Below are 25,585 nucleotides of genomic sequence, written 5' to 3'. Positions count from 1 at the left end.
ATTATTACAATCATCAGCGTGAAAGAATTGCCCGGTTAAGTCGATTTTTACTTTGGCCCGTCAAAGTGACCGCAGTCGGTTGTTTAGTCCCGCGTCGCCGGCAGCGTCGCCTGAGTCAGAGTATTTGAGTCATGGTTGTGTCGCGTCGCGGGGCGTCTGCAAGGGCGCCCCGCACTAAATTTGAGTCCGAGCAAGACAGCCGCATCATCCTTGGCGATTGCGTCGCCGAGATGTCGAAATTGCCGGCCGGCTCCGTCGATCTCGTCTTTGCCGATCCGCCTTATAATTTGCAGCTCAAGGGCGATCTCAAACGTCCCGACGAATCCCATGTCGATGCCGTCAACGACGACTGGGACAAGTTCTCATCCTTTTCCGCCTACGATGACTTCACCCGCGCCTGGCTGCTCGCCTGCCGCCGCATCATGAAGCCAGCGGCGACGATCTGGGTGATCGGCTCCTATCACAACATCTTTCGCGTCGGCGCGATCATGCAGGACCTGGGCTTCTGGGTGCTCAACGACATCGTCTGGCGCAAGACCAATCCGATGCCGAATTTCCGCGGCCGCCGGTTCACCAATGCCCACGAGACCATGATCTGGGCCGCGCGCGACGAGAAGGCCAAGGGTTACACCTTCAATTACGAAGTGCTGAAGGCCGCCAACGAGGACGTGCAGGCGCGCTCGGATTGGCTGATCCCCTTGTGCACCGGCGAAGAGCGGCTCAAAGGCAAAGACGGCAAGAAGGTGCATCCGACCCAGAAGCCCGAAGGCCTGCTGGCACGCGTGCTGCTGTCGTCCTCAAAAGCGGGCGACCTCGTGATCGATCCGTTCAACGGCACCGGCACCACCGGCGCGGTGGCAAAACGCCTCGGCCGCCGTTACATCGGCTTCGAGCGCGATAAAACCTACGCGGCCGCGGCCGAAGCCCGTATTGCCGAGATCGAGCCGCTGCCGGAGGCGACGCTTGCGCCATTCATGACCGCGCGCGAGGCACCGCGGGTGGCGTTCTCCGAACTGATCGAGCGCGGCATGATCTCGCCCGGCGCCAAACTGGTCGATGCCAAGAAGCGTCATGGTGCGCTGGTGCGTGCCGACGGCGCCATTATGCTCGGCGATAAGGTTGGCTCGATTCACCGCATGGGCGCGGTGGCGCAGGGTTCTGAAGCCTGCAACGGCTGGACCTTCTGGCACGTCGAGACCAAGCAGGGCCTCAAGCTGATCGACGAACTGCGCGCCGAAATCCGTTCGGAAATGGCGGCGGGCTGAGCTTTCAATGAAAGCCGTTGGGAGGGCGCGCTCACGCGTTCCTCCCAGTTTCTCAGATTCGATTTTCAAACATCCGTCATTGCGAGCGCCAGCGAAGCAATCCATGCAGCAACATAAACAAAGAATGGATTGCTTCGTCGCTTTCGCTCCTCGCAATGACGTCGGGGTACGCTTCCGCGCTCTCGCGACGTACCACGCCCGAGTTGTCCAGATATTGTCTGCCCTGTATTCAGAGGGCGCAGGGAATGCCGGGCGCTCGGCACGCCCGCAGCCTCGTATGCAAAAGTAGAAAGCATACGATTTAGTCACCACGGTCACACCGGAAAACGCCCGGCATTCCCCGCGCAATGGTTTTAACGGTTTCCTTCGCGCTCTCCTTGGTGATCGGGCTTTCTTGTCACCATCCCCGGTGCGATGCGAAGCATCGTCACCGAGTTGATATCAGCGTCGAGATATCAGGATCACACGACTTCACCGTCCGCTTCAGGTGCCCTCGTCAAAGCACCATCCGCGTCCACCGCATCCCGCACCCAACGTTCGTGACGACCGCGAAGCGCCCCCTCTTGATCAGACACAGGACGCGCGAAGAGGAACCACTGATTTGCCCGTCGGCGCAAGCGCATATTTTCGTGTGAAAGCTGGATGACCAAATCAGCTTGAGTGGATTTTTCTGCAATGCAGCGGAAATGATCGGGGCCCGGCCCGGTAGCGACAGACCCTTTTCGGACTCACCTAAGAAAGGATACCGATGCACTGTCTTTAGCAACGAGCCTGCTGAAGGCACGTTCGCATCCAAGCGATACCCTCTGGTTGTCATTCGTCGTGGCACGTCCCGCGAGCACGTGATAGCATCGATCCTGTTCTCGCGGGTCTCATTCAACAAACAATATCCCCGTGCAGGGCAGCGCCGTCGGCCGGAAGAGCTGTCGCAGCCGAAACGGGGAGACGCCGATGACACGACGATTGGCCGTGCTTTTGACGGCAGGTTTGCTGGTGCTGACTGCGGCGCCGATACTTGCGCACCATTCCTTCGCGATGTTCGATCGGGACCACCAGATCGACCTCGAAGGCGTGGTAAAAGAGTTCAGGTTCGTCAATCCGCACACCTTCATCTATCTCGTCGTGAAGCAGGACGACGGCAGCACGGAGACCTGGAGCCTCGAGGGCCAGAGTCCAGCCGCCCTTGTCCGAGGCGGCTGGACCAGCAAGACCCTCAAGGCCGGAGATGAACTCAAGATGCGGATTGCCCCGCTGCGCAGCGGCGCGCCGGGCGGCGCCTGGGCGCCCAATCAGATCAGCTTTCGCGACGGACGCGAGCTCGATGCGTCACAGAGCAGCATCGGCTTCCCGGACTCGGCCGGGTTGGAGCGCTAGAGCATGATCCGGAAAAGTGGGAACCGGTTTTCCCTCGCGACGACGCCGAAGGCGTTTGCGCGGAGATCATGCTCAACGATCTCGTGTAAGGAGGCTGCGCGATGACCTGTCGGCGTCTGATCGGATCGATAACATTCTCGGTTACGCTCCTGGCCTTGCTGACATCAGCGACGTCAGGCGCGCGGGCCGAGGATGACGTAAAATATCCCGACTGGGGCGGGCAGTGGTTCCGCACCGGCGGGGTCCAGTTCGACCCGACCAAGCCGCTCGGCCGCGGCCAGCAGGCGCCGCTCACGCCCGAGTATCAGGCCAAGCTCGATGCGAGCATTGCCGATATCGCGGCCGGCGGCCAAGGACTGAACGAACACACCTCGTGTCTGCCGCACGGCATGCCGCGAATGATGAACGCGGTCTATCCGATGGAGTTCGTCGTCCAACCGAAGATCACCTACATCCTGTTCGAGGAGAACCTGCCGCGCCACATCTATACCGACCGCCGCGACTGGCCGGCCGAACCCGAGCCCTCGTTTGCGGGTTATTCAATCGGCCATTGGGTGGATGAAGACGGAAAGGGACGCTTCAATCTGCTTGAGATCGAGACCCGCTACATGAAGGGGCCGCGCACGTTCGAGGGGAGCGGCCTGCCGCTGCACGAGGACAACGAGACGGTCATCAAGGAGCGCATCTTCCTCGACAAGGAAAAGCCAGACCTTCTCCATGACGAGATGACTGTCATGGATCACGCGCTCACCCGCCCGTGGACGGTCACCAAGAGCTACCGGCGGGAGCGCAACGCGGTCTGGCTTCCCAACGAATGCGCCGAGGACAACCGCCACGTCATTATCGGCAAGGAACACTACTTCATCAGCGCGGACGGCCTGCTGATGCCGGCCAAGAAGGATCAGCCGCCGCCCGATTTGCGCTATTTCCGCCAGTCGAAAAAGTGATCGATGACGACGTAGCGTTCGGTGTGGCCAGATTCGGGTCATGAATGGGTGAAGGATATTGAACGTACCAAGAAAAAGGCGGGATAAGCGTCGGCTCATCCCGCCTATTCAGTTTCTCTTGGGCAGCTTCTCTTTCGAGCGTCGCCGCTCGCTATAGCCAGGGACGCTCGACGCTCTGTCTCTTCTCGTAAGCCTCGATCTTGTCCTTCTTCAACAGCGAAAGCTCGATCTCGTCGTAGCCGTTGAGAAGACTCTCGCGCGAGAACTCCGCGACGTCGAAATGGTCGACCTGTCCGTCCGGTCCGGTCACGGTCTGCTCGCGCAGATCGATCGTGATTTCCGCACCGGGCAACTCGGTCAGGAACTGGATCAGTTCGTGCACCCGCTTGGCGCTCAGCCGGACCGGCAACATGCCGTTCTTGAACATGTTGTTGTAGAAGATGTCGGCGAACGACGGTGCGATGACGCAACGGATACCGAAATCGAGCAGTGCCCATGGCGCGTGCTCGCGGCTTGATCCGCAACCGAAGTTCTCGCCGGCCACCAGGATCGTGGCTTTGCGGAAAAGTCCCTGATTCAAGACGAAGTCCGAGCGCTCCTCGCCGTTCTCGTTGTAGCGTCGTTCGGAGAACAGCGCCTTGCCGAGTCCGGCCCGCTTGATCGTCTTCAGGAATTGCTTGGGAATGATCGCGTCGGTATCGACGTTGGGGATTCCCATCGGGGCCGCCACGCCCTTCAGCTTCTCAAACTTCTCCATCACCGTTCTCCTCTCGCATCTTCTCGGTCGACATCGGTCGTCCCAGGCCGATCAAAACCAGCGGCGTTCCAGGCGCCACGCCCGAAAGCTCGCTGTCCACGATCTTGACGGCGTTGGAATAGAGGCTTTCGTCGGTCACGTCGACCAGATGGCTATCATACAGCAAAACCGCCCCGAAAAAGGCATCGGTCGGGCCGCCGGGTTCGAACAGGTTCATCGATCGGAAGGAATCCTGCCATTTTTCGACAGTCGTCCATCGCACGATCGCATGGCCGCGCTGCAAACGCACGTTTCCGCGCCGGTCGACGACCCGGAGCGAATGCCTCGAACCTTCTGTCGGGGTGTAGACGAACGCGCCAGGGGTCTCGGCGGCGAGTTCGACCTCGTCCTCCGCCCGCCGCAATGATCTGGCCGCGATACGACGGGCCTGCCGCTCCGAGACCCTCTCCGTTTCTCCGGAGCTGCGAAGCGCAGCGGCCCCGGTGGCGATCGCCCGGATCCTGCCGGTCTGGCGGTCGATCTCCACCGAAATGTCGACCGTCTTCGGATCGGCTCCGAGTTTGCCGATCGCCTCCAGGGTCTCAGTGCGAAGATGGGCGATATCGTCGGACGACGGATCGGGATTGACCCGTTCGACGACTTCGCGAACCATCGCCAACGCAGCTCCGATCGAGGAAATGATCTCCGCATCCTTCGCGATCTCGAACCGCAGACCCAACCGATCCGCGACGGTGGGCAACAAAGCGCCGATGCCACCGCCCGTTCCGATGAGCACCTGTTGATCTTCGTCGAGCTGATACTCCTTGATCAGGGATAGAATGGTCGGCATCACCTTGCCCGACGCCGACGCGAGCACCTCTTTAGCCAGTGCGACGACGTCCTTTCCGAACGCTGCCGCGAGCGGAGCGAAGGCCGCGCGCGCGGCTTCCGCCGACGCATAGCAATGCATCTCCGGGGAAGTCAGCCCGGCGGCATTGGCGGCGCAGGTGGTCGTCAGCGCGAAGCGGCCATGCCGTTCGGTCTCGATCGCGACGAAGTCGTCACCGTCGCCTGGCTTCGGCTCGAAGAGCACGACGCGCGCGTTGTCGAAGATCTCGGCAGGCGCGAAGCAGGCATATCGGAGCCCGGCGATATGGGCGCTTCTCGGCCCAACCTCGCGAACCGCACCGTCGGCGATCCTGATCAGGCTGCCGCCGGCTACACCCAACACGCGCACGTCGAGGGAATTGACGTAGGTGTCGTGACCGCCGACGTTCGCATAGGTCACGACCGGACGGCCGGCCTTGACGACGCCGAGGTTCGTCGATGTACCACCGACCTCGAAATAGATTCCGTCGGACATGCCGACGTGCATCAACGAGCCCGCCACGCTCGCCGCAGGTCCCGACAGCATCGTCATGGCCGGACGATGCCGCATTTCGCCGATGTCCATCACGCCGCCGTCGCCGCGCATGATCATCAGCGGCGCGTCAATGCCGGCCTTCTTCATGCTCGTTTCGGTCAGGTTGGCGGTGGCGATCATCCGCGGCAAGATCGAGGCATTGATTACCGCGGTCCGCGTCCTGGTCGTCAGTCCGTACAGCCGCGTAACCTCATGCCCGCACGTCGTCGGAAGACCGAACTCCTCGCCGACCTTTCGAACGAATTCTTCGGTCGATGTATTGTCGACGCCGAACGCGGCCGACGCCACCAGCACCTGGGCGCCCTCCGCGCGCAGCGCCCGCACGGCATTCTCGACCGCCTTTCGCTCCAGCCCGTCGCTGAGCAGGAATTGGTTGCAGGTCTGAAGCACGCGCCCCGGCGCGAGTTCGATCGGATTGATGCGCACCTGCGCCTCGGCGAGTTTCGCTGCCTTGGCGGCCGCCAGGCCCAGGATTCCGACCCGAGCCACGTCGCCCTCCAAAAGCGCGTTGGTGGCTTGCGTCGTGCTGTGGGCGAGAAGGACGACGTCGCCGGCATCGACCCCGGCATCGTTCAGGACCTGCTCGAACACCTGGATGACGCCGGCGGCGACACCGTCCGGATGGTCATGGGTCGTATGAACGGACGAACGCCCTGCGACGCTGCCATCGATGTTATCGATCAAGGCGGCTTTGGTGAAGGTTCCTCCTACGTCGATCCCGATGCGATAGGATTTTTTGCTCAAGACTTCGTCCATTCTCTATCCGGGCCACCGGAAACGACCTCTTAACTAGCTCAAAGTGCGGTCAACCCACAATCGCCGCACGGCGGGAGCGCATGCGCGGTGCGCGCGTCTGGCTATTTCCGGCGCTTGACGAAATCCTATATTGCGCCCCGTGGGCCGGACCGCTGCCCACCCAACCACCGTTTACAGAACCTGGAGCTCCGAATGACTGAAGAAACAGCGTATACGCCGCCCAAGGTCTGGAAATGGATCGCTGAGAACGGCGGCAGGTTTGCGAGCACCAACCGGCCGATCGCGGGGGCTACCCACGAGAAGGAATTGCCGGTCGGGCGCCATCCCTTCCAGCTTTATTCGCTGGCTACGCCGAACGGCCAGAAGGTCACGATCATGTTCGAGGAGTTGCTCGCGCTCGGTCGTCACGGCGCGGAATACGACGCCTGGCTAATCAGGATCGACGGTGCGCAATTCGGCTCGGGCTTTGTCGAGGTGAATCCGAACTCGAAAATTCCGGCACTGCTAGACCGCAGCGGAGCGAAGCCTTTCCGGGTTTTCGAATCCGGCGCCATTCTGCTGCACCTGGCGGAGAAATTCGGAGAGTTTTTGCCGAAGGATACGCCGACGCGCGCCGAATGCCTGTCCTGGCTGTTCTGGCAGATGGGCAGCGCGCCCTATCTCGGCGGCGGCTTCGGGCATTTCTATGCTTATGCGCCGTTCAAGATCCAATATGCGATCGACCGGTTTGCGATGGAGACCAAACGCCAGCTCGATGTGCTCGACCGCCGTTTGGCTGACAACGAATATCTTGCCGGCGATCAATACACGATTGCCGACATCGCGGTGTTTCCCTGGTATGGCGGCCTGGCGCAGGGACTGCTTTACAACGGTGGCGAATTCCTCTCGGTCCAGGAATACAAGAACGTCCAGCGCTGGACGGCGGCGATCGCCGGCCGACCGGCCGTGAAGCGCGGCCGCATGGTCAATCGCGTGTCGGGAGATCCTGCCAACCAGCTGCACGAGCGCCATGACGCCGCGGACTTCGAAAACAAGACGCAAGACAAGATCGCCGAAGTGGCCAAGGATTGAGTGGACGATTGACGTCCGCCTGCGGCGGAGGAGCGGATTCAAGGTAGAAGAGCGGTCGACTTCCGCTAATGGTCCATCGCATCATTTGACTGCGCGGCGGGATTTTGTCGCTGCCGGTACATGGCGAACTCTGGCAAGCCGCTCGCGCAACGAGCTTCCGGATACGCCGGTCGCGCGTTGGCGGAACCGCCACCGGCTTCCTGGTAGCGAATTTTTAACGATATCTACTTTCCACCGCGGCACGTCGGGTTGCACAACCCTTTGAATACCCATGGGGCGATACGTTTTTCACGAAAATGCTGTCCCCTTTGTCTGGCGCATGATCTTTCGGAAAACCGCAACGCACTTTTCCGGATCATGCTTTGGCGGGATCAAACCCTTGATGTCCGTGCACGACCGACCTGCCCTGGAAAGTTGCGACGTCCTGCTGGCCGCACTCGAGCAGGCCAATGATGCTGTCGTGATCCTGGATCAGGATCATCGCGTCAGTCATTTCAACGCGTCGGCCGAACGGATTTGGGGAGTAGCCCGGGCCGAAATTCTGGGTCGGCCCGCCGGCGCGCTCGGCCTCAACGACCTCGACGAAGACCGCAGGACCGAACTCACGATCACGCGTCCCGACGGCGACCGTCTGCGCGTTACGCTGTCGCTCTCGCATGTCATGTCCAGCGGGGTGCGCCGCACGATTGCGCTCGTGCGCGACATCACGCCTGATCTGGAGCTGCGAGAGCGGCTGGCGCTGCACGTGATGATCCAATCGCGCAGTGATCATCGTCGATCGCAATATGAGGGTCGTCTACGTCAATGCCACTTTCACAGGCATGTTCGGCCATAGGATCGAGCAAGCTGAGGGCCGGTAGATTGGCGAACTGCTCGCTGGGCCCCACACCGATCGCGGGGCGCTGAAGCGATTGCAGCGCTGCGTCGCAAGCGAAAACGGTATGGACGAGGAAATCCTTGCCTACGACTCTGGCGGCGCAGAGATTTGGCTCGCCGCCCACGTCAAAGCCTTCCGCAATGCCCGTGGCAAGGTCAAGTACATCGTCGCGCTCCTGGCCGATATCACCGAAAGCCGGCAGTTATGGTCGTTGCCGCAATTGATCATGACGGCGCTTGCCGACGAAATTCCAATTGCTGAGATTGCCGATCGGCTTTGCCGGCGCGTCGAGGAAATTGCGCCTAACGTCGTTTCCTCGCTGCTCCATATCGACGCCGAGGGATTGGTTCATCCGTTGGGAGGTCCGAGTCTTCCCGATGACTATTCCCGGGCGCTGGACGGGGTTGCGATCGGACCCGATGTCGGCTCCTGCGGGTCGGCCGCCTATCACGGCAAGGCGGTGCTTGCCATGGACATCGACAGTGATCCGCGCTGGCAGCCCTACAAGACGAGGCCGCTGGAAGTGGGCCTGCGCGGGTGCTGGTCCTCGCCGATCAAGGCCAAGGACGGTCGCGTGATCGGAACCTTCGCGTTCTATTTCAGGGAATGCCGCGCCCCCTCGCGCTGGCATGAAAGGATCGTCGAGGCCTGCGTTCAACTGGGCGCGCTTGCCATCGAACGCAAGGAAGCGCGCGCCCAGATCACGCAGCTCGCTTATTACGACACGTTGACCGGCCTGCCCAACCGTGCGCGCTTGCGGCATCTGATCTCGGAAGCGATCGCGCAGGTCGCCGACGGGAAGAGCGTGGCGCTGGCCTTCCTCGACATCGATAATTTCAAGGACGTCAACGATTCACTTGGGCATGCCGCCGGCGACGAGATGCTGGTCGAGTTTGCGCAGCGCCTGCATAAGCAGATCCAGCCGGCTGACGTGCTGGGGCGTCTCGGCGGCGACGAATTCGTGATTCTGCTGCCGGATCGCGACGCCGCGGGAGCCTCGCTGGTGGCTTACCGGATCATGGAAGCGCTTAGCCCACCGCTCAAGTTAGGGGCGAGGCAAGTGCCGGTTTCGGTCAGCATGGGTATCAGCATCTATCCGGATAACGCGACTGACCTCGATACGTTGATACAGCAGGCCGATGCCGCCATGTACAAGGCAAAGCAGGCGGGCCGCGCCACCTATCGTTTCTTCAGCGCGGACATGAACCGGCTCGCCGAGCAGCGGCTGGCTCATAGTGCGGCGCTGCGTGCCGCGCTCGCCGGTGGCGGCCTCTCGCTGCACTATCAGCCGCAGATCGGGACAAGCGACGGCTCTTTGCATGGCGTCGAGGCGCTGGCACGCTGGCATGATCCGGTGCTTGGCGATGTTTCGCCGGCCAAGTTCATTCCGCTCGCCGAGGAATGCGGGCTGATCGAGCAGATCGGATTGTGGTCGATTCGCGAAGCCTGCCGGCAAATGGCGCAATGGCGTGACGCGGGCCTCGACATCCCCTGCGTGTCGGTCAATCTTTCTCCCATCAATTTCCAGAACCCGGGTCTTGCTTCCGTCGTCGCCGAAATTCTCAGCGAGTACGGTTTGCCGCCGAAAATTCTGATGCTCGAAATCACCGAAAGCGTGTTCCTGAACGAACACTCGGTGGCGATCGAGACGATGAGCGCGATGCGCAAACTCGGAATCGGGTTGTCCCTCGACGATTTCGGAACGGGTTATTCGAGCCTGAACCGGCTCGCGCATCTGCCGATTCGCGAATTGAAGATCGACCGCAGCTTCATGCGTTATGTCGAGAGCGATCCCGCGGCACGGGCCATTGTGACCACCGTGGTGCGCGTCGGGCAGAGCCTGCAGCTCATCGTCGTCGCCGAAGGCGTCGAGATCGAAGGGCAGCGAAATCTGCTCTCCGAGCTCGGCTGCGATGTCATTCAGGGATTCCTCTACGCGCCCGCGCTGTCGCCGTCTGCCTTCGGACGCTGGCTGCTTGACCATAGTGCCAAACCAGGCGAGCGCCATGCTGCGAAGCGTCGGCCGTTCGATCTCGGCGCAGCCATCCGGCGGCGCTCAGGCGCTCAGGCTGCCGGATCAATCAGCGGGGATGTAGTCTTCGGATCGAAAACCTGAATGGATTTTCGAGTTTGCGTTTTTGGCGCAGCCCATCAAGATCGTGATCGCGCGGATTGGAGCCCAAGACGGCTTTCGCGCGGCACCAAAGTTGGCCATTCTGGGTCTTTACCGGTTCGGACCTGGTGGAGTGGATTTGACATTCGCTACCCGCCTAGCCGCGAGTTCGGAAAAGCGAATGTCAAATCCCGAACTCCACTGGAAGAATATATTTGCTGGTGGTCCTATGATCCTGACATTCGCAAATGGGGCCGCCGAGAAAGGATTCGAATGTTAGAATCGGACCACTAAGACATGTTTCGAAAATCCATCAGGCAGAAGATTGTCGGCATCGCCGCCGGGCTGATCGTGCTCGCAGTGATCACCTCAGCACTATCGATGATCATGGCTGCACGCGTCGGCCATCTGCTCGACGAACTGACCAACCGCTATATCCCGGCCTATGGCAACCTCACGCGGGTCAATGTCAGGGCGCTCGAACGCGCGGTGGCGGCGCGGCAGATGATCATCGCCAAAATGGAGAACCCGCCGGACGAGGCCAGCTACGCGGCGAATCTGAAGATCTTTCAGTCCGTTGATCCCGAGATTGTTGGTGAGGCGCAGGCCGCGCGCAAGCAGATCGCCGCCATCATCGACGATACGTCGACACCCTCCGACAACGCCGCGCTTGGTCGTCTCGACGACCGCATCGAGACGGCTATCAGCGATCTCCGAGAGCGCTTGGACGAACAGGGCGCGACCCTGCTAAAGCAGTTCGACACGGGCAAATTCGATGAAGCCAAAGCGACGCTCGTCGGCGCCGAGGCATTGCGCGCGGAGTTCGATCGCAAGATCGATGGCATCCGCGCCGACATGTTGAACCAGGTCCATGCGAGCGCCACGACCGTCATTCGCGAACAACGGCAAACAATCTGGGTGTCGGCGGTCGTGACGGGCATCGCGGCGGTGCTCGGCTTCGTGTTCGCGATGATGGTGGGCAGCGGCATTACCGGCCCGGTTCTGCGTCTGCTGGAAGGTACGCGCGAGGTCGAGGCCGGGCGGCTCGATGGTGCGATCAGCGTGACAACGCGCGACGAAATCGGCCAGCTCTCGGCGGCGTTCAACCGTATGATCGAGCGGTTGCGCCAGAACCAGCGCGTCCGAGAGACGTTCGGCCGCTATATCGACCCCCGGATTGCCGAGAGCCTGCTCAGCCAAAGCGCAGTTGCCGCCGCCGAAGGGCAGCGGCGGGTCATGACGGTGATGTTCTGCGACATGAAAGGCTTCACGGCGCTGAGCGAAGGCTTTACGCCACAAGGCCTGGTCAAGGTCATGAACCGCTATCTGTCGACCATGTCCGAACCAATCCATGCGTCCCGCGGCGTTATCGATAAATATATCGGCGACGGCATCATGGCCTATTGGGGTCCGCCCTTTGTCGAAGAGGCTGAGCAGGCGAAATGCGCCTGCTCAGCCGCCATCGACATGATCGGTAGCCTCGCGAACTTGCGTAAGGAACTGCCGGAATTGCTTGGCGTGCGCGTCATCCCGGCCGAGTGCGATCTCAGGATCGGGATCGCAACGGGCGAGACCCTGGTCGGCAGCATCGGCTCCCAATACATGATGAGCTTTACCGTGATGGGTGACACCGTGAACCTGGCCGCCAGGCTGGAGACTGCCAACAAAGCCTACAGCAGCCGTTGCCTGATCTCGGAGGCGACTGCCAACATTTGCGCGGCCGATTTCGAAATCCGCGAGATCGATCGCGTGGTGGTCGTAGGCCAGAGCCAGCCGCAAACCGTCTATGAAGTCATGGGCAGGAAAGACACCCTTACGCCACAGCAGACGCTGGCATGCGCGCGCTATGCTGCAGGATTGGCAGCCTATCGGGCGCGGCGCTGGGACGAGGCCCGCGCGGCGTTTGCTGCAGCGATCGAGGCTGAGCCCGACGACGGCCCTTCGATTGCATTGCTCGCGCGGGTTGCCGACTTGAGACGAAATCCGCCGCCCGAAAATTGGGATGGTTCGTGGCGCATGGAGTCCAAATAAGCGCGGATCTCGTGTTGGCCGATAACGGACCGGCGTTGGGTGCGGCGGTTAATCAATTTGGCAGACCGTTAGCCCTTCATGGCCGAGGTTTTCGCCGCTTCCGGAGATCCCTCACAAACTCTTCGCTTGCCCTTTTCGGTAAAATTTGCGCAAGAAATGGCTGTTCGCGGCCGTTAGTCCGCGTCCCTGATTTTGCGGCAACAACGAAAAGGGAGATTTGAATGCTCAAATTCTATTTCAACGGCGCGCCGAACCCCAACAAGGTCGCGCTGTTTCTGGAAGAAACCGGCCTGCCTTGCGAACTCATCCCGGTCGACACCCGCAAGGGCGAGCAGTTCAAGCCGGAATTCCTGAAAGTGAATCCGAACGGCAAGGTGCCGGCGATCGACGATGACGGCGTGTTCGTGTTCGATAGCAACGCGATCCTGCTCTATCTCGGCGAAAAGACCGGCAAGTTCATGCCCGCCAACACGCCGCAGAACCATGCGCTGCTCTATTCATGGCTGATGTTCATTGCGACCGGCCTCGGCCCCTATTCCGGCCAGGCGGTGCATTTCAAGCATTTCGCGCCAAAAGATCTGGAATATGCGCATAACCGCTACCAGTTCGAAGCCCATCGCCACTACAAGATCCTCGACGATCATCTCGCCAAGAGCAAGTACATGGTCGGCGACACCTATACCATCGTCGACATGGCGTTCTGGGGCTGGGTGCGCATGGCGCCGTTCGTGCTGGGTGACGACGTCTTCACCAAATATCCCAACGTCAAGCGCCTGCACGATGAAGTCTCGGCGCGTCCGGCGGCCGCGCGCGCCATTGCGCTGAAGGACAAGTTCACCTTCAAGGCCGAGGTGGACGAAGAAGCCCGCCACATCATGTTCGGCCACCTCAAGACTAAGGCCGCCTGATCAGGCCACCAAGACGAGACGGCGCCCTCTAGTGGAGGGCGCCGTTTTCATTTCACGCATCGAGCGCGGCAATCGCCTCGATCTCGATCAGCCAGCCCGGCCGCATCAGGCGGTTGACAACAACGAACGTGCTGGCCGGCGGTTTCTCTAACTTGATGTAACGGTCTCGTATCGGGCGCAACTTCGGCACCTCGGACTGTTCGACCTCGGGCGCGAGGTAGTAGTTCAGCTTGACGATACCGGCCATGACACCGCCGGCGGCTTCGACCGCAATCTTGAGATTGCCGAAGACCTGCTCGACCTGCGCTTCGAAATTCCCCTCGCCGATCACCTTGCCGAACGCGTCGCTCGGTACCTGACCGGAAATGTAGACGATCGTTCCGCTGTTGACCTTGGCGATATGCGAATAGGCCGCCGGCCCCGGTGGAATCAGCGCCTTCGGGTTGATGAATTCCTTCGATGGCTTCGACATCATCGTCTTCCGTGCGGCTCCGCGACGCCAGATTGCGTCACACCCTGATATCGTAAATCAGTGACGGCATCTTCACAGCTGAATTTTGTGCTGTCAAAACCGGCGACGTCCGCCACACGGAATATATCCAACAGCTAGCTTCAGATCGCTGCAGGAATTTTTGAAACCGGAAATTCTCCCAGCGCTTTCTCGGTCAGCACCGAATCGCAATATTCCCTGATCTCCTTGATCTTGCCGCCCTCGAGGCGAAACACCAGGCAATAGTCGTTGTCGTAGCGCACGCCTCCCTGCGTGACGTTGTTACCCTTGGCCTCCACGGCCACATGTTCGACATCGGCAATGAAACGATGCGCAATCGTACGCGTCCGCTCCGCCAGGCGTGTGCGAACGTGACCGTGAAGGTCGTTCATGATCGATTGCTTGCCGGTGAAGGTCCGCGACCATGAATATTGACCGGTCACGGTCCAGATGGCGTCGTCGGCGAGGCTGGCGGCAAACAGTGCGCGATCGCGCACCGCGGGATCGGGATTGCCGGCGGCTGCGAAAATCTGCTCGATCAGTTTCTTGTTGCTGGCGGCGTCGCTCATGGTGGCCTCCTTCATTGGGGAATCCTCCGCCAAACATCGCAGCGCGATCGCCATTCTTCCAATCGATATGAAATATGATATCTATTCATATGATGAATTTGAATTCGCTTGACCTCAATTTGCTGGTCGCGCTCGACGCCTTGCTCAAGGAGGCCAGCGTCAGCCGCGCGGCGATGCGGATCGGCCTGTCTCAGCCTGCGGCGAGCCACGCGCTGCAACGGCTGCGCGACGTGATCGGCGATCCGCTGCTGGTGCGTACCGGCGCGCGGATGGAATTGACGCCGCGGGCCCAGGCCCTGCGCAGTCCGCTGGCGCAGACGCTCGATCAGGTGCGCGGGCTGTTCACGCCGGACGAATTCGACGCCAGCCGGAGCGAACGGCATTTCCGCCTGATGATGCCAGATCTGGCGGTCGAGCTCCTGATGCCGCCGCTGATGGAGAAGGTAACGAAGCAGGCCCCCGGCGTTACCATCGACGTGGTGCCGTGGCGGGGGTCGGCGATCTTCACCGCGGAATTTGCCCGCACCATCGACCTCATCATCTCGATCGGCGATGCCTTCAAGGGCTTTCACCGCCAACGCCTTTATATCGACAGCGACGCGTTGGCAGTGCGCAAGGACCATCCGGTTGGCACCGGACTAAAGAAGCGCGAAGCTTTCCTTGGCGCGCGGCATGTCGCGGTCGTGATCCGCGGCCACAACGAAGACCTGATCGACCGCTGGCTGCACACCAAAGGGATAGAGCGGCGGATCGCGCTCGTCGTCCCCGGTTATATCGAGGCGCTGCACGTGACCGCGCGCACCGACCTCGTGGCGTTCGTGCCGCGCCGCCTGATCGCCGCGCTGACAAAGCAGTTGTCGTTGAAAACGGTCACGCCGCCACTCGATCCCGGCATCGACGAGCAGCACATGTTCTATCCGACGCGCGCCCAATTCGATCCCGGCTCGATCTGGCTGCGAAAGCTGATGCTGGAAACCGGCCGCGAGCTGGGCGGACCGAAGCCGCGAATGGCTTGATTAGCGGCGCAATACCGCAATACTAAGAGCCTCGGACCGGCCCATTTTTCGCTGTTGCCCGTGCTCGCCCCTGATGCCATGACGCCCCCGGGAGGATGACCCTGACATGACGGTTCTTATTGCCGGCGGCGGCATCGGCGGCCTGACGCTGGCGCTCAGTCTCCATCAGATCGGCATTCGCGCCAAGGTCTTCGAGAGCGTGGCTGAGCTAAAGCCGCTTGGCGTCGGCATCAACGTGCTTCCGCACGCCGTTCGCGAATTGATCGAGCTTGGCTTGCATGACCGGCTCGATACCGCGGGCGTCGCCACGCGTGAACTGGCCTATTTTTCCAAGCGCGGCCAGCCGATCTGGAGCGAACCACGTGGATTAGAAGCTGGTTATAAATGGCCGCAGTTCTCGATCCACCGGGGCACCCTGCAACAGATCCTGCTCGAGGCCGCCATCGAACGGCTGGGGCATGAGAACATTCTCACCAGTCATCATTTGAGCGGCTGGACCGAAACCTCCGACGGCATTCGGGCGAGCTTCGTCGACAGGACAAGCGGAAAACCGGCAGGCGATTACGACGGCGCGGTTCTGATTGCTGCCGACGGCATTCATTCCGCCGCGCGGGAGAAATTCTATCCGAACGAAGGACTGCCGATCTGGAACGGACGCATTCTCTGGCGCGGCGTCACCACGGCCAAGGCTTTTCTGTCCGGCCGCACGATGATCATGGCCGGCCATGAGACGCTGAAATTCGTCTGTTACCCGATTTCGAAAAATCCCGACCGCGACGGCAACTTCCAGATCAACTGGATCGCCGAGCGGCACATGCCGCCGACCTATCAGTGGCGCCGCGAGGATTACAACCGGACCGCCAGGCTCGAAGAATTTCTGCCGTGGTTTGCCGACTGGACATTCGACTGGCTCGATGTCCCGGGCCTGATCCGCGATTGTTCGCACGCCTTCGAATATCCGCTGGTCGATCGCGATCCCGTTTCGCAATGGACGTTCGGCCGCATCACCCTGATGGGCGATGCCGCGCATCCGATGTACCCGGTCGGCTCCAACGGCGCCTCGCAGGCCATCCTCGATGCGAGGGTTCTGACCCGGGAGATTCAAACGCATGGCCCAACCGGCGCGGCGCTGAAAGCCTATGAGGCCGAGCGCCGGCCCGCGACCACCGATCTTGTCCTGCTCAATCGCCGCAACGGACCCGAGCAGGTGATGCAACTGGTCGAGGAGCGCGCGCCGGACGGTTTCGACGAGGTCACCGACGTGCTGTCACGGCAAGAACTGGAAGAGATCGCAGCCAACTACAAGCGCGTCGCGGGCTTTCAGGTCGAAGGCCTCAACGCCAAACCGCCGATTTTGCAGCAGATAAAGCTGCCTCCCCGCGAAGCGGCCCTTTAGCGAGGGCTTTGGCCGCCTCGATCAAGCGTGCGGTCGTGCTGGCGGTCGCGAGCACGGTGCCGTCATTGGCGATCAGCTTGCCTTCCATGAAGGCGATGCTTTTTCCAATCTGGATGACTTGGGCCTCCACGATCAGCGGCCCGGGCCTGGCGGGCGCGATGAAGTTGACGGTCAGGCTGATGGTGGTCGCATAGAACCTGCCATCGCTCGTCACAAAGACCGCCGGTCCCATGCTGTCGTCCAGCATGGCCGAAAGAATGCCGCCCTGGATAAAGCCAGCCGGGTTGCAAAACTCAGGCCTCCCATCGAAACCGACCTTCAGCCAGCCGTCCCACGGCCGGGCATCGAGCAGCCGCCAGCCAAGCAATTTGGCAGAGGCCGAAGCGGGAATATCGTCGAGCGCCGTTTTGAGCATCGTGAGCCTCCATCGGAGGCTACTTAACTGACGCCTGCTGCCAGCGTGGTGTCAGCAACGTCAGCTACCAATCCCGTGCGCGATCACCTTGCGCATCACATTCGGCAGCGCTTCGCCACCAAGCGTGGCGATCGGCACCCAACGCATGTCTTTCGGCGCGCGGGTCCGCGCCGGCACGTGGGCGGTATAGACCACAAGCTCGAGTGGAAAATGCGTGAAGACGTGGGTGACCACGCCCACCTTGCGATGCCAGCGCGTCACACCGCTGAGTTGGGGCGCCTGTTTCAATGCGTCTTCGTCATCTTGAGCGACGCGCCAATCCGAACCCGGCACTTCGGTCATGCCGCCGAGCAATCCTTTTTCGGGGCGGCTGCGAACCAGCAACTCGGCGCCGCGCGTGACGACAAAGGCAGCACCTCGGCGAAGTTCGCCTGACTTCTTCGAAAGCTTGCGCGGAAAGCTCTCCTGACCGCCGCGCTGACGCGCCGCGCAGGCATCAGAGAGCGGACACAGGCTGCACGCCGGGTGCTTCGGCGTGCAGATCGAGGCGCCGAGATCCATCAGCGCCTGTGCACTATCGCCGGCACGAGACTTCTCGTCGGTGCTAGAGCCGCCGAGCAGTGTCGCCGCCAGTTTTTGAATGACGGGCTTCGCCCGCGGCAGCGTTTCTTCGACCGCAAAGAGCCGCGACACCACACGCTCGATATTGCCATCGACTGGCATGGTCCGGCGATCGAACGCAATCGCGGCGATGGCCGCTGCGGTATAGGGCCCGATGCCGGGCAACGACCGCAAACCTTCTTCGGTATCGGGGAACGCGCCGTCATGATCGCGCAGCACCGCAACCGCGCAGGCATGCAGGTTGCGCGCCCGCGAGTAATAACCAAGGCCCGCCCACATCCTCAAGACATCGTCGAGCGAGGCGCGGCCGAGCGACGTGACATCGGGCCAGCGCGCCAGAAACTTTTCAAAATAAGGCCCGACCGTTTTGACCCCGGTCTGCTGCAGCATGATTTCCGACAGCCACACGGCATAGGGGTCCGCCCGTTGGCCCGCCGGCGGCCGCCACGGCAGCACCCTTCGATGCCCATCGTACCACTCGAGAAGCAGCGCCGGGCGCGCGGTCGATGAGCCGGCCTCTTCCAGTCCTGCTTTTTTCGCCAAAGCGGAGGATTTCATGCCAACATCCTTAGTACGGAGCTGACAGTTTCTCCACGTCATGCCCGCGCTTGTCGCGGGCATCCACGTTTTTCTTCTGCCTGTCCAAGACGTGGATGGCCGGCCAGCAGCGTGTAATTGGTATATAAGGCCTCATGGCCAAGCCCGGTCCGATCTTCGCAAAACCGTTATCCCTGCTGCTCAGGGACGTGTTTTCCGACGCCTATGCCAAGCAGGGCTTTGCCGGCCGCGAACTCGTCACACGCTGGGCCGAAATCATTGGTCCTGAACTATCGGCCCATTGCGAACCGCTGAAGCTGCAGTGGCCGAGGCCCGTGGAAGGCCAGGCTACGGAACCGGCAACGCTGGTGCTGCGGGTGGAAGGCCCGATGGCGCTCGAAATCCAGCACGCGTCCGACGTGATCCTCCAGCGCATCAATCGCTTCTTCGGCTGGAGCGCGGTCGGCCGGCTGGCGCTGCGGCAGGGTCCGTTGTCGCGCCGGGAACGGCGGCGCCCCGCGCCTGCGTCAGATGCCAACGAGGTCGAACGGGTCGCCCAAACCCTCTCCTTGGTGGAGGACGACGCGCTGCGGGCGGCATTGGCGCGGCTGGGAGCCGCAATCAAGCGAAATTGAGCCCATTCCCGACTGTGGCCGCGGCCCGCCATTGCCACATTTGTGGTTTCAAGCTAGCGAAGCGCCATCTAATCTCTTATTCAGCCTCTTTGAGACGCCAAGCCGCCAATTCGGGAGCCGATCTTGATCATCACGCGCCGCGCCTTTACCGCCGCCCTGTCGCTGACCGGACTTGCCGCTCTCGCAGGATTGTCGCCGTTCCGGCTGATCACCGACGCGCTGGCCGACGGCGTCGCCGATGTCGCCAAGCCGCAGTCGCTGCCCGACATGGCGCTCGGTCCCAAGGATGCCAGCGTGACCATCACCGAATACGCCTCGATGACCTGCCCGCATTGCGCGGCGTTCAACGAAAACGTGTTCCCGAAGATCAAGGCCGCCTATATCGACACCAACAAGATCCGGTATGTGTTCCGCGAGTTCCCACTCGACATCAAGGCGGCGGCGGGCTCGATGCTGTCGCGCTGCATCGCCAAGGACGATCCCGCCAAATACTTCGCGGTCACCGACCTCCTGTTCAAGCAGCAGAGCGACTGGGTGGTGAAGAACACCACCGAGACGCTGGCGCGGATCGGCAAACAGGCAGGTCTAAGCCAGCAGCAGGTCGAAACCTGTCTGAAAGATCAGGCCCTGCTCGACAAGATCGTCGCCGACCAGAAGTACGCTTCGGAAACCCTTAAAGTGAATTCGACGCCGACCTTCTTCCTCAATGGCGAGATGATCAAAGGCGAGACCTCGTTCGAGGAATTCGACAAGCGGATCAAGGCGCTGCTCAAGAGCTAAGCGATCGGCTTGACTTCAGCAGTTCCCGATTGAGCGTAGTGCGGCTAACATCGTCGCTGGCCACCGTGCCAAAGCGCCAACTCGGGAGCCGATCTTGATCATCACGCGTCGCGCCGTCACCGCTGCCCTATCATGGACCGGCGTCGCCGCCTTGATCGGACTCTCGCCATTTCGTCTGATCACCGAGGTCTTGGCTACGGGCACGACCGATAACGTCGCCGAGCCTGTGTCATTGCCGGAAGTCGCGCTCGGGCCGGCCGATGCGGCTGTCACGATGACCGAATATGCATCGATCACCTGCCCACATTGTGCGGCGTTCAATGAAAACGTATTCCCGAAGATCAGGGCGGCCTATATCGACACCGGCAAGATCCGTTACGTGTTCCATGAATTTCCGCTCGACCCCGTTGCGGCAGCTTCCAGCGTTTTGTCACGCTGCATCGCCAAAGGAGATTCCGAAAAATACTTCGCGGTGACCGATCTGCTGTTCAGACAGCCATGGGCGAAGGTGACGAAACCTCGCGAAACGCTCAATCTGGTCGGCAAGCAAACCGGTCTCGACGAGGAGCAGGTCGGAGCCTGTCTGAAGGACGACGTGCTGTTCAACAAGATCGTTGCCGAGCGCACCTTTGCCACCGCCAAACTGGGTATCAATGCGACACCGACATTCCTTATCAACGGCGACAAGATCGTAGGCGAAACCCCGTTTGAGGAATTCGACAGGCGGATCAAGGCGCTGCTCAAGAATTGAGCGGTTAAACGGAAACTGAAACGGGCCTCAAATCACGATAAATCTTGGGATAATTCCCTCGTATTTCCTTTTTAATTCCCTTGGGAAAAGCCTCCCCACCGGTTGCCCTCGCCTACCCTCCTCGCCATTGTCCGCATCTCAAGAGCCGCTGAAAGCGACTCATCCTACACACCGACATTGCCTTCTATGGTATTGTCCAGGCAGGGAGATTCGCGCCCTGCCAACAGAGAATCTGTGCCTATGAAGCTGACCCGCCTTCGCCTTCACGGTTTCAAGTCGTTCGTCGAACCCACCGACTTCATCATCGAGCCGGGTCTCACCGGCGTCGTCGGTCCGAACGGCTGCGGCAAATCCAATCTGGTGGAAGCGTTGCGCTGGGCGATGGGCGAGACCTCGCACAAATCGCTGCGCGCCGCCGATATGGATGCGGTGATTTTCGCGGGCTCCGGCAACCGCCCCGCACGCAACCACGCCGAAGTGGCGATGACGATCGACAATTCGGAACGCACGGCGCCCGCGGCGCTCAACGACAGCCAGTCTCTTGAGATCTCCCGTCGCATCGAACGCGAGGCTGGTTCGGTCTACCGCATCAATGGCCGCGACGTGCGCGCGCGCGACGTGCAACTGTTGTTCGCCGACGCCGCGACCGGCGCACGTTCGCCGGCGCTGGTCCACCAGGGCAAGATCGGCGAGATCATTCAGGCCAAACCCGAACAGCGCCGCCGGGTGCTCGAAGATGCCGCCGGCGTCGCCGGACTTCATGCCCGTCGCCACGAGGCTGAGCTGCGGCTGAAGGCTGCCGAGACCAACCTTACCCGTGTCGAGGACGTGATCGGGCAGTTGGCGGGGCAGATCGACGGTCTGAAGAAACAGGCCCGCCAGGCCATCCGTTATCGCGAGGTCGCCGCCAAGGTGCGAAAGGCCGAGGCCCTGCTCTATCACCTGCGCTGGATCGAAGCGCAGGCCGGCGTATCGGAGACCACCCATATCCACGATCTCGCGGTCCGCGAGATGGCGGAGCGGACCCGCGAACAGGCGGAAGCCGCCCGGATCCAGGCGATCCGCGCTTCGGAACTGCCGGCGCTACGCGAGGCCGAGGCCGGCGCCGCCGCTGGACTTCAACGCCTAACCAACGCCCGCGAGACGCTTGACCGCGAAGAGACCCGCGCGCAGGAACGCGTCGCCGAACTCGACCGCCGGCTGACGCAGTTCTCCGCCGATATCGCGCGTGAGCAACAGCAGACCGCTGATGCCGACGCGGCGCTCCTCAGGCTCGACACCGAAGATACCGAGCTGAAGGAAGAAATCAAATCGCGCGTCGAAAAGCGCAGCGGCGTCGACGAGCGGGTATCCGAAGCCGAAGCCACGCTTTCATCCGCCGAGCGTCTGTTCGGCGAACTCACCACCGCGCTCGCCGACCTCACCGCCAAGCGCAGTCAGTTCGAAGGCAATGTGCGCACCCATCGCGATCGGCTGGCGCGGCTCGATCAGGACATCGCCAATGTCGAGCGCGACGAGGAGAAGCTTGCCCAGGAAACCGGCGCACTCGGCGACCTGGCGGCACTCGCCGCGGTGGTGGAAACCAGCCAGCAAAATCGCGAAAGTTCCGAGAGCGCCGTGCAAACGGCTGAATCCGGCCATGTCGCCACCCGCGCGAAGCTGGAAGCGGCGCGTGCGCCGCTCAATGAAGCCGACAGGCGCGTGCAACGGCTCGAGACCGAAGCGCGGACCATTTCAAAGATCGTCAATGGCGAGACCAAAAACCTGTGGCCGCCGATCATCGACGGCATCACGGTTGCCAAAGGCTATGAAAAGGCGATCGGCGCTGCGCTCAGCGACGATCTCGATGCGCCGGTCGATCCATCTGCGCCGATGCGCTGGACCTATGTCGAGGCCACCGAAGGCGATCCCGCTTTGCCCGAGGGCGTGGAGGCGCTCGGCGCCCACGTGCAGGCCCCGGTCGAACTCAAGCGTCGCCTCGCCCAGATCGGCGTCGTGGCGCGCGAACGCGGCGCCGAACTCGTCTCGCAGCTCAGGACCGGCCAGCGGCTGGTGTCGCTGGAGGGCGATGTCTGGCGCTGGGACGGCTTTGTGGCGGCGGCCCATGCGCCGACCGGCGCGGCGCGGCGTCTCGCCGAGCGCGCGCGCCTCGTCGACATTGAAAATGAGCTGGAGCAGGCGCGCACCGATGCCGCCGCCAAGCGGCAGGCCCTTGAGACCGCCGAAGCCGAGTTGAAGGCTGCGGCCACCGCCGAGACCGCTGCGCGCGAGGCGGCGCGTGCCGCGCAGCGCGAGGCAGATAGCGCGCGCGAACGGCATGCGACGACCGAACGCGAAATCAACCGTCACGCTGCCCGCAAGTCCGCGCTGACCGAAGTCCGCACCCGCCTTGCCGCCGACCGCGACGAGGCGCACGGCGCCCATGAGAGCGCGAACGCGGCACTCGACGAATTGCCGCCAAGCGCACCCACCGAAGCCCGGTTGGCGGAAGTCAAAGCCGGCATCGACGGCTGCCGCCGCGTGGCAGCCCAAGTGCGCGCCGAGGCCCAGGCCCTCGCACGTGAAGCCGAACTCGCCGACCGCCGGCTTCAGGCGATCACCGCCGAACGCAGCGATTGGCAAAGCCGCAAGGCCAGCGCCACCTCGCAAGTGGAAACGATCGAAACCCGTGTCAACGAGGTCAAGGTCGAGCGCGCCGAACTTGAAAATGCGCCGGCGATCTTTGCGGAAAAGCGCCGCGCGCTGATCAACGAAATCGAGTCGGCCGAGACCGCCCGCCGCGTCGCCGCCGATGCGCTGGCTGCCGCCGAGAACGTCATGGCCGAGACCGACCGCGCCGCCAAGGTCTCACTTGAGGCGCTTTCGAGCGCCCGCGAGGCCTGCGCCCGCGCCGAAGAACGCATGGACAGCGCCAAACGCCGCCTGGTCGATATCGAGCGTGAAATCCACGACATGCTGGAGACCGAGCCGCAGGCGGTTGCAGGCCTTGCCGAAATCGAGCCCGGCGCGGAATTACCGCCTTTGACCGAGATCGAGGAAAATCTCGAAAAGCTGCGGCGCGACCGCGATCGGCTCGGTGCGGTCAATCTGCGCGCCGAGGAAGAGCTGCGCGAGGTCGAGGCGCAACACACGACGCTCGCCACTGAACGCGACGATCTGGTGGAAGCGATCAAGCGGCTGCGCCAGGGCATCCAGAGTCTCAACCGCGAAGCGCGGGAGCGCCTGCTCGCCTCCTTTGAGACGGTCAACAGCCATTTCAAGCGCCTGTTCGTCGAACTGTTCGGCGGCGGCGAGGCAGCCCTGCACCTGATCGAAAGCGACGATCCGCTGGAAGCCGGCCTTGAGATCATCGCAAAACCGCCCGGCAAGAAGCCGCAAACGCTCTCACTGCTGTCGGGCGGCGAGCAGGCGCTGACGGCGCTGGCGCTGATTTTTGCGGTGTTCCTCACCAATCCGTCGCCGATCTGTGTGCTGGACGAAGTCGACGCGCCGCTCGACGATCACAACGTCGAGCGCTTCTGTAACCTGCTGCATGAAATGACCTCGACCACCGAAACGCGCTTCATCATCATCACGCACAATCCGATCACCATGGCGCGGATGAATCGTCTGTTCGGCGTCACCATGGCGGAACGCGGCGTGTCGCAGCTCGTCTCGGTTGCGCTGGACGAGGCCGTTAAAATTCTCGATCAGCACGTGGCGTGAGCGCGCCCGAGCTTCCCGCCGGCCTGAAAGTCGCGCTGGAGGCCAAGCTGCATGGCCGTGCGCGCGACGACATCGCCGCGCGCGCGACGCAAATTTCAAAAACCTATCGCAACAGTGGCAATTCCCGGGTCATCGCCTCAGAAGCGGATGCGCTGGCCTACGCGCTGGTGCGGATGCCCGCCACCTATGCCGCGGTCACCGCCTGCCTGAACGCGCTTCTGGAAGTGAGAGCGGACTTCGCGCCCAAAAAACTGCTCGATGTCGGCGCGGGTCCGGGCACGGCGAGCTGGGCGGCGGCCGAAACATTCTCTTCGCTGCAAAACTTCGCGCTGCTCGATATCAACGCCGCTCTTCAGACGCTGGCGCTGGAGCTTGGCCGCGAGCATGCACGGCTCGCCGCGATGACCTGCCGTCGCGACGCGCATGCGCTCGATGAGGCCGAGCCCGCCGATCTCGTCATCGCCAGTTATCTGATCGGCGAAGTCGGTGCCGAACGGCGCACACTGGCCGAGCGCTTGTGGGCCAAAACCCGAGATACGTTGCTGGTGGTTGAGCCGGGCACACCGGCCGGCTATGAGCGGATCATCGAGCTTCGTGCGCAACTGATCGTGGCCGGCGCCCATGTCGCCGCCCCCTGCCCGCATGATCGCGCATGCCCGCTTTCGGCGCCCGACTGGTGCCACTTCACCCAGCGATTGCCGCGGCTACGCGCGCATATTCAAGCCAAGGGAGCCGAGCTTCCTTTCGAGGACGAGAAATTCAGCTACGTCGTGCTGACACGTGACCCCATAGCCAAGGCGTTCTCCCGTGTGCTGGCGCCGCCCGTGCTCAGCAAAGTCGAGGTATCGGCCAAGCTGTGCACGGCCGGCGGCGTGAGCTTCACGAAAGTGCCGCGCCGCGACAAGGCCGCCTATGCCAAAGCCCGGCGCTGGCGTTGGGGCGAAGCCCTTTTCGATTAAGAGCCGGACTGAAAAAGAAGCTGAGTGATTTCAGCCAGTTGTGATTCCTTCGGATTTGCAAAGATTCGAGGGAGAGCACGATGGCCTAGACTGAAATCACTCGCCGACATTATAGGCGCGATGGCTTGCGATATGAAAGCGATACGACCGATGCAGAGTGGTTCGTGATGGAGCCGCTTCTGCCACCTGCTTCAGCGCTCGGGCGTCCAC

The 25,585-nt window shown here is 62.0% G+C and carries 22 protein-coding genes and 1 pseudogene; 17 read left to right on the top strand and 6 right to left on the bottom strand.

The window, feature by feature from the left end; translation table 11 throughout:
* The first annotated feature begins 131 nt into the window (after positions 1-131).
* The 3 genes from ABSE61_RS20150 to ABSE61_RS20140 all read left to right on the top strand — a co-directional run bounded on the left by ABSE61_RS20150 (position 132) and on the right by ABSE61_RS20140 (position 3,586).
* Positions 132-1,265, top strand: coding sequence for a site-specific DNA-methyltransferase (locus tag ABSE61_RS20150; RefSeq protein WP_423872889.1), 1,134 nt, complete (start codon positions 132-134; stop codon positions 1,263-1,265).
* Positions 1,266-2,216: 951 nt separating this feature from the next.
* Positions 2,217-2,639, top strand: coding sequence for a DUF6152 family protein (locus tag ABSE61_RS20145; RefSeq protein ID WP_423872888.1), 423 nt, complete (start codon positions 2,217-2,219; stop codon positions 2,637-2,639).
* A gap of 101 nt (positions 2,640-2,740) precedes the next feature.
* Positions 2,741-3,586: a hypothetical protein gene (locus ABSE61_RS20140; RefSeq protein ID WP_423872887.1), complete on the top strand. Its 846-nt coding sequence runs from the start codon at positions 2,741-2,743 to the stop codon at positions 3,584-3,586.
* A 151-nt stretch (positions 3,587-3,737) separates the two neighbouring features.
* On the opposite strand, the gene leuD is transcribed toward ABSE61_RS20140, so the two are convergent.
* Together leuD and ABSE61_RS20130 are read right to left on the bottom strand one after the other, a co-directional pair.
* Entirely contained in the window at positions 3,738-4,343 is a 606-nt protein-coding gene (leuD, locus tag ABSE61_RS20135; RefSeq protein WP_423872886.1) for a 3-isopropylmalate dehydratase small subunit, read from the bottom strand.
* The gene (locus ABSE61_RS20130; protein WP_423872885.1) at positions 4,330-6,501 is read right to left on the bottom strand and encodes a hydantoinase/oxoprolinase family protein; all 2,172 of its coding nucleotides are present in this window, start codon (positions 6,499-6,501) and stop codon (positions 4,330-4,332) included. The genes leuD and ABSE61_RS20130 overlap by 14 nt, the downstream gene beginning before the upstream one ends.
* Before the next feature lie 192 nt (positions 6,502-6,693).
* On the opposite strand from ABSE61_RS20130, the gene yghU reads away from it, so the two are divergent.
* The 6 genes and pseudogenes from yghU (at position 6,694) to ABSE61_RS20100 (ending at position 13,501) form a co-directional block, all read left to right on the top strand.
* Entirely contained in the window at positions 6,694-7,572 is an 879-nt protein-coding gene (yghU, locus tag ABSE61_RS20125; protein WP_423872884.1) for a glutathione-dependent disulfide-bond oxidoreductase, read from the top strand.
* Positions 7,573-7,843: 271 nt separating this feature from the next.
* Positions 7,844-8,248, top strand: a pseudogene (locus tag ABSE61_RS20120) (PAS domain S-box protein); the annotation flags it as partial.
* A gap of 109 nt (positions 8,249-8,357) precedes the next feature.
* Positions 8,358-8,432 (top strand): hypothetical protein, encoded by a 75-nt coding sequence (locus tag ABSE61_RS20115; RefSeq protein ID WP_423872940.1) that lies wholly within the window; start codon positions 8,358-8,360, stop codon positions 8,430-8,432.
* An 81-nt stretch (positions 8,433-8,513) separates the two neighbouring features.
* Positions 8,514-10,565: a putative bifunctional diguanylate cyclase/phosphodiesterase gene (locus tag ABSE61_RS20110; protein WP_423872883.1), complete on the top strand. Its 2,052-nt coding sequence runs from the start codon at positions 8,514-8,516 to the stop codon at positions 10,563-10,565.
* A 294-nt stretch (positions 10,566-10,859) separates the two neighbouring features.
* Positions 10,860-12,593, top strand: a complete 1,734-nt coding sequence (locus tag ABSE61_RS20105) for an adenylate/guanylate cyclase domain-containing protein (protein WP_423872882.1) — start codon at positions 10,860-10,862, stop codon at positions 12,591-12,593.
* 221 nt (positions 12,594-12,814) lie between these two features.
* A complete protein-coding gene (locus ABSE61_RS20100; RefSeq protein ID WP_423872881.1) occupies positions 12,815-13,501 on the top strand; it encodes a glutathione S-transferase family protein in 687 nt (228 codons plus the stop codon).
* A gap of 52 nt (positions 13,502-13,553) precedes the next feature.
* Here ABSE61_RS20100 and ABSE61_RS20095 read toward each other — a convergent pair whose 3' ends face one another.
* Positions 13,554-13,973 (bottom strand): RidA family protein, encoded by a 420-nt coding sequence (locus tag ABSE61_RS20095; RefSeq protein ID WP_423872880.1) that lies wholly within the window; start codon positions 13,971-13,973, stop codon positions 13,554-13,556.
* Between the two features lie 140 nt (positions 13,974-14,113).
* Positions 14,114-14,560, bottom strand: coding sequence for a nuclear transport factor 2 family protein (locus ABSE61_RS20090; protein WP_423872879.1), 447 nt, complete (start codon positions 14,558-14,560; stop codon positions 14,114-14,116).
* A 92-nt stretch (positions 14,561-14,652) separates the two neighbouring features.
* Between ABSE61_RS20090 and ABSE61_RS20085 the strand changes: the two genes are divergently transcribed.
* Complete coding sequence (locus ABSE61_RS20085; protein WP_423872939.1) at positions 14,653-15,576, top strand: LysR family transcriptional regulator; 924 nt, start codon at positions 14,653-14,655, stop codon at positions 15,574-15,576.
* A gap of 106 nt (positions 15,577-15,682) precedes the next feature.
* Positions 15,683-16,972, top strand: a complete 1,290-nt coding sequence (locus ABSE61_RS20080; RefSeq protein ID WP_423872878.1) for a flavin-dependent oxidoreductase — start codon at positions 15,683-15,685, stop codon at positions 16,970-16,972.
* Here ABSE61_RS20080 and ABSE61_RS20075 read toward each other — a convergent pair.
* Together ABSE61_RS20075 and ABSE61_RS20070 are read right to left on the bottom strand one after the other, a co-directional pair.
* On the bottom strand, positions 16,911-17,387 hold the full coding sequence (locus ABSE61_RS20075) for a PaaI family thioesterase (RefSeq protein WP_423872877.1): 477 nt from the start codon (positions 17,385-17,387) through the stop codon (positions 16,911-16,913). The two genes, ABSE61_RS20080 and ABSE61_RS20075, sit on opposite strands and share 62 nt — an antisense overlap.
* A gap of 60 nt (positions 17,388-17,447) precedes the next feature.
* Positions 17,448-18,566 (bottom strand): A/G-specific adenine glycosylase, encoded by a 1,119-nt coding sequence (locus ABSE61_RS20070; protein WP_423872876.1) that lies wholly within the window; start codon positions 18,564-18,566, stop codon positions 17,448-17,450.
* Between the two features lie 134 nt (positions 18,567-18,700).
* Here ABSE61_RS20070 and ABSE61_RS20065 point away from each other — a divergent pair, with 134 nt between their 5' ends.
* From ABSE61_RS20065 to ABSE61_RS20040, 6 genes are all read left to right on the top strand, one after another.
* Positions 18,701-19,180, top strand: coding sequence for a DUF721 domain-containing protein (locus ABSE61_RS20065; protein ID WP_423872875.1), 480 nt, complete (start codon positions 18,701-18,703; stop codon positions 19,178-19,180).
* 123 nt (positions 19,181-19,303) lie between these two features.
* Positions 19,304-19,960 carry a DsbA family protein gene (locus tag ABSE61_RS20060; RefSeq protein ID WP_423872874.1) on the top strand — a complete coding sequence of 219 codons (657 nt, stop codon included), beginning with the start codon at positions 19,304-19,306 and terminating at the stop codon, positions 19,958-19,960.
* A 94-nt stretch (positions 19,961-20,054) separates the two neighbouring features.
* The gene (locus tag ABSE61_RS20055) at positions 20,055-20,711 is read left to right on the top strand and encodes a DsbA family protein (RefSeq protein ID WP_423872873.1); all 657 of its coding nucleotides are present in this window, start codon (positions 20,055-20,057) and stop codon (positions 20,709-20,711) included.
* 240 nt (positions 20,712-20,951) lie between these two features.
* Positions 20,952-24,416 carry a chromosome segregation protein SMC gene (gene smc / locus ABSE61_RS20050; protein ID WP_423872872.1) on the top strand — a complete coding sequence of 1,155 codons (3,465 nt, stop codon included), beginning with the start codon at positions 20,952-20,954 and terminating at the stop codon, positions 24,414-24,416.
* Entirely contained in the window at positions 24,413-25,375 is a 963-nt protein-coding gene (locus ABSE61_RS20045; RefSeq protein WP_423872871.1) for a small ribosomal subunit Rsm22 family protein, read from the top strand. Before smc ends, ABSE61_RS20045 begins: the two co-directional genes overlap by 4 nt.
* 95 nt (positions 25,376-25,470) lie before the next feature.
* The coding region (locus ABSE61_RS20040) for a transposase (RefSeq protein ID WP_423872938.1) at positions 25,471-25,585 on the top strand (115 nt) is incomplete at its 3' end.

The sequence above is a fragment of the Bradyrhizobium sp. genome (assembly GCF_049519115.1).
Classification (GTDB): Bacteria; Pseudomonadota; Alphaproteobacteria; order Rhizobiales; family Xanthobacteraceae; genus Bradyrhizobium.
This window is presented reverse-complemented; position numbering and strand designations above follow the sequence as displayed.